7 protein-coding genes are annotated in these 8,165 nt (G+C 32.0%); 5 read left to right on the top strand and 2 right to left on the bottom strand.

Features of this window, described 5'->3' with window-relative positions; genetic code table 11:
* Positions 1–265: integrase core domain-containing protein (locus BM201_RS17760; RefSeq protein WP_139219292.1), on the top strand; the 265-nt coding region annotated here is incomplete at its 5' end.
* A 209-nt stretch (positions 266–474) separates the two neighbouring features.
* Here the strand turns inward: BM201_RS17760 and BM201_RS17755 are convergent.
* Positions 475–858, bottom strand: coding sequence for a hypothetical protein (locus BM201_RS17755; protein ID WP_092545137.1), 384 nt, complete (start codon positions 856–858; stop codon positions 475–477).
* Positions 859–1,157: 299 nt separating this feature from the next.
* Here BM201_RS17755 and BM201_RS17750 point away from each other — a divergent pair, with 299 nt between their 5' ends.
* The 4 genes from BM201_RS17750 (at position 1,158) to BM201_RS17735 (ending at position 5,083) form a co-directional block, all read left to right on the top strand.
* Entirely contained in the window at positions 1,158–2,258 is a 1,101-nt protein-coding gene (locus BM201_RS17750; RefSeq protein ID WP_139219291.1) for a TlpA family protein disulfide reductase, read from the top strand.
* 144 nt (positions 2,259–2,402) lie between these two features.
* The gene (locus BM201_RS17745; RefSeq protein ID WP_092545133.1) at positions 2,403–3,035 is read left to right on the top strand and encodes a hypothetical protein; all 633 of its coding nucleotides are present in this window, start codon (positions 2,403–2,405) and stop codon (positions 3,033–3,035) included.
* 151 nt (positions 3,036–3,186) lie between these two features.
* A complete protein-coding gene (locus BM201_RS17740) occupies positions 3,187–3,708 on the top strand; it encodes a hypothetical protein (RefSeq protein ID WP_092545131.1) in 522 nt (173 codons plus the stop codon).
* A gap of 652 nt (positions 3,709–4,360) precedes the next feature.
* On the top strand, positions 4,361–5,083 hold the full coding sequence (locus tag BM201_RS17735) for a hypothetical protein (RefSeq protein WP_092545129.1): 723 nt from the start codon (positions 4,361–4,363) through the stop codon (positions 5,081–5,083).
* 564 nt (positions 5,084–5,647) lie between these two features.
* Here the strand turns inward: BM201_RS17735 and BM201_RS17730 are convergent.
* A partial coding sequence (locus tag BM201_RS17730) for a glycoside hydrolase family 2 protein (protein ID WP_092545127.1) occupies positions 5,648–8,165 on the bottom strand: 2,518 nt, incomplete at its 5' end.

Below are 8,165 nucleotides of genomic sequence, written 5' to 3'. Positions count from 1 at the left end.
CATGACCGAGAAGTACGATCCCTATGAAAACGCCGTGGCTGAGAGAATCAACAGAACACTTAAATATGAATATGATTTAAAACGAACTATAAAAAATACTAACTTAGCCAAGAAGATGGTCAAAAGAGCTGTTGAGATTTACAACAACAAAAGACCGCATTTTAGCCTCAAGTTGAACACCCCTAACTTTGTTCATTTGAATAGAAATATAGAATATCATTCCTACAAAAGGAATAAACAAAATTTAGAACTATTGACCATTTAATCTGTCGAAAATTGAATCAAAAATGGTCAACCTATTTCAGTATAATACAGCAAACGTATAAATGACACCACAAAATTAATTTTCAACTAAACAAATTCGCTCTGATTAAAATTACTTATAAATCAAAAAACAGTATGCTGAATTTTATTTTTAAATTTGCAGAGTCTTTATATATGATAATAAAGACTCAATATTTTAAATGATTCTATTTAATTACACGAATCTTCACGAATGAGATTAACATATGACTTTTCACCAGAATTCAAATAACTCCATTCCATTTCGTTTTCATCTATCTTTTCGATTGTATACCGATTATTTTCATTAGCTGCGTTATAGCCAATTAATTCTAATTCTCCCTGAAAAACCTGGTATGTGCCGGATCCTTGGGAATTAAATAAATTCGTTGAAACAGTTCCATCACTATAAAATTCAAACCTAGGTTGAGGAAGATCTTCTTCGCCACAATCACCTTCGAAATACCAGTTACCCACAATTAAATTTCCGAAATCATTTTCTGACACATTAGAGTCATCATCAGAAGAGCAACTAATTAATAAGATTGAGAATAATAAAAAAATCAATTTTTGCATAACTCATACTTTAATTTAGTAACGGTTAAAAATAAAAAAAATCGAGAAAACACCAAAGTTAGTGACAATAAAATTTTCTCCAGAAATATAATCTTTAAACAAAACAGAACACTTATGGGTAAAAATTAAGTTGAACACAGGCCAGCTTACAACAACGATTCATCACAAATAGCGGTTTTCGAATAAAAAAGTGTAATTTTAGAAACCAAGCTAGTAAATGTTAAGCCGACAAATCCGTGTCACTTACTCCACTACTTGCGATAATCGAAACCGTTGCCAGCAATTTTGATGAAAATTCAATGAAAAAAACATTATTTATACTTCTAGCAGTTATTACATTTTGTAGCTGTCTAAAAGAGAAAAAGAAAAATTTAGAAGATGTAATAGCTGAATTCAATCGGCATGTAGAAAAAATTGATAAAGTAGAATATAACGTGCAAAGAATTGACACTTTTTCAGACGGTTTTGCTTGGAATAATACAGGATATGCACTCATTGAAAAAAGACCCCAAGATAAGATGTTTGGTTTTTCATTCTACGGTAAAAGAGACGATTTGGACAAAGCTAATTTTTATGAAAATAGCAAGGCATTTGAAATCAAAGATCAAAAAAAGAGCTTTAAATCTATTTACCATAAAGGTGTTTTAGGAAGTCCTGGTGGGCAAATGGTTATAGAAAACATATTTCAACTTGACTCTGTATATAAAAACTTGGAGTTATTGGAGAAAAAAAATAAGTATATTCTTAAATATTCATTTGAGGCTGATACAGTATATGAAATTACCGATAGAGAAAAAATAATCGAATTAAGAAAGAAAGATTTCTTCCCTATTAAGATTATTAATCGCAGAAAATCACTGGGAAATAATTCTATGTATCAATATGAACTAAAGAATATAAAAATCAATCAAGAAGTTAAAAGTTCTGTTTCAGACATTAAAAACGAAATTTCTAAATTTCAATATATTGGTGAAAAACAGCAAACTCCAAATCCAATTTTAAATAAACAGTTTCCAAAAATTGATTTGCCTTATTTACAGAATGATAATAAAAACTTAATTCTTGAAAATGGAAAAGTTATCCTAATAGACTTCTGGGAGGTTTGGTGCAGTCCATGTATAAAATCATTTCCGAAAGTACAAGAATTAAATACAAAATATAATGAAGACCTTTTAGTAATTGGAGTAGTAACAGAAAATAAAGAAAGTGCTATAAAACTAATACAGGAAAAAAATATTACGTTTCAAAATTTACTTGGTGATCAAACTATTCATGAAAAATATAGAGTTCATAGTTTTCCTAGATATTTTCTTATTGATAAAGAAGGTAAAGTAAAAAAAGAATATGTTGGTTACTCAGAGGATATAGAAAAGGATATTCAAAACTTAATTAGCGAGTAAAACTGTAGGCAACAACGATTAATCGCAAATACCGGTTTTTATTTAAAAAAGAGTAAATTTATAAACCAAGTAAGTAAAGATTAAGCCGACAAATCCGTGTCCGCTACTCCTCTACTTGCGATAATCGAGAACGTTACCACACATTTGAAAAAAATCGAACGTCCATATAATTCAGAAGAAATTAAGCTCTTGAAAAGCAGAAAAAATTCGCTTTGGGAACACTTCGAAAACTTCGGAATGAAATTTATTGGAATAACTCTTGTTATTCTCTCCCCTTTATTAATTTATGACAAGTTCATTAACAAAGTATCACCTGAAACACAACTAATTGTGGTAATTCCTTTGCTGATAGTTTCTGTTGGAACTGTAATTTATTGGATGAATAAAAACGGAGAAATAGGCTGGAATAAAAAAGTGGAAAACGAAATAAAAAACGGAAAAGCCCAAGTTTTGAAAATACATACTGATAAAGTATTCAAGCGAAAACAAACTTATGACTTGGGCTCTGGTTTTTATATAAAAATATCGGATAATCAGACCTTGTTTTTGCAAGGACAATATTTTGATGAATTACAATATGGACGGAAATTTCCAAATACTGACTTTGAGATTGTGCTAACCAAACTGACCTTTAACGAATTGATTGACGTAAAATCTTTTGGAAAATACTTGAAACCTGAAAAGAAATTAAAGGCTTTTACAAAAGAACAATTTGACAAAAACGAAGTTCATCGGGATGGAGATTTATTGGAAATTCCGATTGAACAAATAAAATAAAAACGTGTGGTAACACCGTATAACAACAATTGCGGCTTTGTGTCCTGCGGACACAACCGCGCAAGCATAAAAGTCGGGAATTTTAGTTATCTTAGTTTCCAACCAACCCGCAACTGATTGTTATACAAGACCGTTAGCCATAATTTAACAAATGACGACAGAATATAAAACTGAAATAGTAAAAACTAAAGAATTCAATAAAATCTTTATGGTTGTGTTCGGAATACTATATTTGATTTCGACATTCTATATTTTCCTATATGACAAAGAAAATCTGAACGTTTATTTTAAGTATGTAGCACTTGCAATTTACACATCAGGAATTTATTTTCTGTTTGGTCAATCTTTTATCAAGCCGAAAAAAATCGGAAATATTAAAATTTCAACAGAAAAAATTGAATTTGACATAAATGGTTTGAATAAAAGTATTCCACTGAATGAACTCGAATATGTATATCTTAAATATATGGATTACGGAAGTTGGACAACTCACTCTGTATTTGGAAACAAAAACTATTTGAAATTAGCAGAAAAATCTGGAAAACAATATGATTTTGAAATTCTAATAAGAAACAGAAGTTCTAAAAATGACTTAAAAAGAATTTTAAATAGTGAAGAATATTATGAGAAGTTTGATTTTATGAAAATTGGTGATTCTAAAACTGAATTTTAAAAAACTATGGCTAACACCGTATAACAACAATTGCGGCTTTGTGTCCTGCGGACACAACCGCGCAAGCATAAAAGTCGGTAATTTTAGCTATCTTAGTTTCAAAGCAATCCGCAACTGATTGTTATACAAGACCGTTGCCAAATATGCGAAACCAGAATCAGCGGTTTAAATCTCAGCTTTATTAATTTATTCAAAATCTATTTTCAATCCGAAAATTGAAATTTTAAAAACTTAACGGATTTTGATTATGCAAAACTGGATCGCTAAACTTTGCGCAGAGAAGATTAAAAATCCTAAAGGAAATTTGAACTCAGGAGAAAAACTTACTCAAACTCGATAAACCGAAAACGATAAATTGTTGCGGATAAAAAGTTCTTAGCACTACTCTATTTTTAAAATCTTTGCGGAGAAAAAGTAAAACTAAAATTCGTTTTCAAAAGTATATTAAAACTTAGCTGACAAAGAAGATCAGAAACGATAAAGTGCTCGTTAAAAGCAAAACGCAAAAGCACATTAGGTAACAACGTTTATCTTCAATCGTGGTGTCGTGTCCTGCGGACACGAACGCTTACGCGTAAAAGTCATTTCTTTTTACTATCTTCATTTTCTAATTCCCACAACTGAAAGATAAACAAGACCGTTAGGCAAAATTATGAAAAATAAACTTCCAATATATTTGATGATTTTCATCTTCATTTGTGGTTGCCAACAAAAAGAAAGGAGAAAAAAGAAAATTGATCAAGAAAGTAAAATAATACAAAACTCGATTCCAAAAAAAGAGATGTTTAAAAATAGTTTTAAAATTGACACTTCTCTGACAGAAAAAATTGCTTGGGATTTTATAACGGTTTCAAATTCTCGAAAAATTGACAGTATTGCCTCAGTATGTAATTGTGACAAAGACAAAAAAAATAATGGTCTAAAAATACAATTGTTGACAGGAATACCTACAAAAAAAACATTGGATACATTGAGTGAGGCTTCTAATCAAAGATGGAATACAGTATTGCAGACAAGAGATTTAGGTTATATAGATCGATTAAACGGACAATTTAAATTCCTAACTATTGTTTTAAAAGATAGTTTAGTTAAAAAAATAAACATACACTCTAGATCAACTGACAAAGAATACAATGGAACTGATTTTAAGTCAATATCGATTGACAAATACAAAATAAAAATTTCTAAATTTGACTATTCAATAGCATCTGACATTTATGGTGAATTTGATTTGAGACTTAAAAAGGAGTTTGGTCTTTTTGAAAATGATACAATCTTAAAAGGAAGTTTTAAATGTAATAACTGGATAATTTGGGATAAAGAAAAAATTAAAAATTGGAAAATAAATGCGAAACGTCAAAATTACATTGAATAAAAAAACTTTGCCTAACACCGCATATAACAAATAGCTAGATCTTTTCTAAATCGAAAATTTCTTAAATTTGGAAAGTCGCCAATTTTTTATTTGGCATTTTAGAAATTTAAAGATAAAAACTTAAACAAAAAATTGGCTTGTGGCACAACCGAAAATTTAGCTCTTTTCTGCACGCAACTTGTCATATACAAACACGTTATGCATCATTTTAAACAAAATTCCCGGATTCAATAACTCAACGCAACAAATCATATCCTTAGATTTGTTCAAATGAAGACCAAAAAATACAAACGATTATACTTACGGATGAAGCAGTCATAAAACCAGCCTGCGGCAGGCAGGTCTTTATATATGGCTAAAAGAGAAGCCAAGAAAAGTGGTCGATACCTATTAGGAACTGTGGCATCAATTTAAACCACTTCCTTACGATCTATGAAAAAGGGTCAAACTCTAAAAAGTCTAACCCCTGTTATTTCACTTACACCCTTTAAGGGATTATTCATTTCAAAACTTAAAATTTACTAGCGAGATCTATATCAACGCATTTATGCGTTGAGATTAAGCTTATTTCTTTGTAACTTTTTGTAAATCTTCGAAGTTTACTTCTTGCTGTGGGTTAAATTCATCTGAATTCATATACTGTATTAAACTATTATGCAATTGCTGTGCTGCAGGTCTGTTTTGCAAATTGCTTAGAATATCTATCGAAGAAAACAATAATTTCCCTTCACCCACTTTTACTTCAAATAAATTTCCCATACTGTGATTGGTCACAAAATTATCGATCACTCGCACAATGGGTTTCACTGAAATATCATCTAGAATTATAGATTTAGACTGTTTACATAAATCCCACCACTGCCATTGTGTATATTCTTGGGTTGGAAAATTTTCTAGTGCTTTATGTTCATTATCAATTAAAAGTCCCATAGTGCCTGGCTGATCTGGAAAATGCACCGGACTCCAAAATACCGGAACAAACCTACCTTCTACTCCGTTTAAATCGTCTAAAGCAGGATTTAGCAATACTTTTTCGCCTTGCTTTAAAAGTTGATCTGCTTCAGCAAAAGAAGCTGTTACATAAACATTGCTTTCTGGTTTTATAATCTCTTCAGGATAAACCCAAACCGGCCAGCTGTTTTCAAATTTAGTTCCCGCTACTTTTATTTTAAGTTCCCACTCTTCAGCCGCGTCTACATTTACAGACACCTCAAGAGTTCCTAAAGCGGTGTTATTACCTATTGAAAGTGCTACATTTTCAAGCTTTTCTTCAGCAATTACTTCACCTTTATTATTGGTTAGACTTGCAACTAATTCTTGATCCTTCAGCTCTTTGTAAAAATTAGCGACTTCCAGTTCAGCTTTAAATTGTTCTCCACTTTTATAGATAGCTTTTTCAAAACGAGCCAGAGGAACCAAAGGACTATTAAATTTGCTGAATTCTTCTGCACTAATAGCTCCTTTGGATTCCCAAAATGCATTTAAAAGTCCAACTAATGCTGTCCCCTGACCCGGGAAATCTTGCAATTGCAATAACTGAAAACCATCAAAAGAAGGTGTTTTAAGAGCTCTTTCAATTTCTTCTTTATAAAGCATCGCTGCAAGTTTACCAGAAGCTTTTGTGAAGTCTGGAGCAAGCGATAATAAATTTTTCTTTTCCAGATCTTCCTTTACGGCTATAAAGTTTGATGGCTTTAGTACACCGGTATAATCTTCGATCTCGTTAATATCTGGATATACTGAATATTGTCCAATTTCGTGAGAAATTAATGGCACTTCTATATTACGACTATTTGCGGTATAATCAGTTTCAAAATTTGGGCTGTATTCATTAAAAACACCTTGCCCGCGAATCCATCCTTTATCTGTCCACTGCGTTACAAAAAATTCATCTTCTGGTTCTGGACGAGTTCCTACCGGTTGCTGAAAAGAAAAACTTGTAGTCGCATATAAATGTCTTGTGTCTTTCTCTTTTAATTCTGAAACCAGATTATTTAATAAATCGAAGTTTCCTTCTAACTCGTTCCCCATAGACATAAATAGAAACGAAGGATGATGCCCATAATCTGCAATGATCTTATCGGCTTCACTTTCTAAAAACTGCCATGTTTTTTCGTCTTCCCCAACTTTTAAACTCCAATGCGGCAATTCTACCTGAAGGTACATTCCAATCTCATCGGCTGCAGCAAAAGCAGCTTCAGGAGGACACCAGGAATGAAATCTAAAATGGTTTAAGCCATAGGCCTTAGCTTTTTGATAAAGATCTAACCATTCCTCTTTTTGCATTGGCGGACGGCCGGTTAATGGAAAGATCACGCATTCTAAATTCCCACGTAAAAAGATTCGGTGATCATTTAGCGTAAGTTCTCCGCCATCATGGCTCAAGCTACGATATCCAAAAGTCTTGGTGATCTTTTTTTCTTCAGTACCTACCTGAACCGTATAAAGCTGCGGATTAAATTCGTCCCACTCTTCTAAAGCTCCTTCTACGGAAAACTGAAATTGAATTTTATTTTCTTCTTCGGAATATTCTGAAATAGATTCTGAAAAAACTGAAGCTCCCTCGCTATCTAAAACTTCTACTGAAATTGGCTTAGACGTACTACTATCTGTAGCAACTTCAATATTCAAAATACCAGTTTTAGTATCAGGATAAACCTCAACACTTTTAAAGATCTTTTGGCTAACAGGTCTAATCGAAATATCTCCTAAAATACCGTTCCATTTAATCTGCGTATGATTGGTATAGGCATGCGCCATTTCCTGATTAACTTTTACCGGGTAACGATCGCCAATCACATTAATATCTGGATAGAAATCTGAATTATCAATTAAAATACTAATCGTATTCTCGCCAGCTTTTAAATTTGAAAGCTCATATTGGTGATTCCCGATCAAACTTTCTCTAGAGCCTACTTCTTCTCCGTTCACAAAAACGGTAGATTTCCATAAAACTCTTTCCAGATTAAGCATCAAGGATTTCCCTTCCCATTTCTTAGGAATTTCAATTTGCTTTTGATACCAGGCTTTCCCAATATACTGTCGTTTACGTGTTAGACTGGAAAGCACATAATTATTAAGC

Origin of the sequence: Zunongwangia mangrovi (assembly GCF_900112105.1) — a bacterium.
Classification (GTDB): Bacteria; Bacteroidota; Bacteroidia; order Flavobacteriales; family Flavobacteriaceae; genus Zunongwangia; species Zunongwangia mangrovi.
This window is presented reverse-complemented; position numbering and strand designations above follow the sequence as displayed.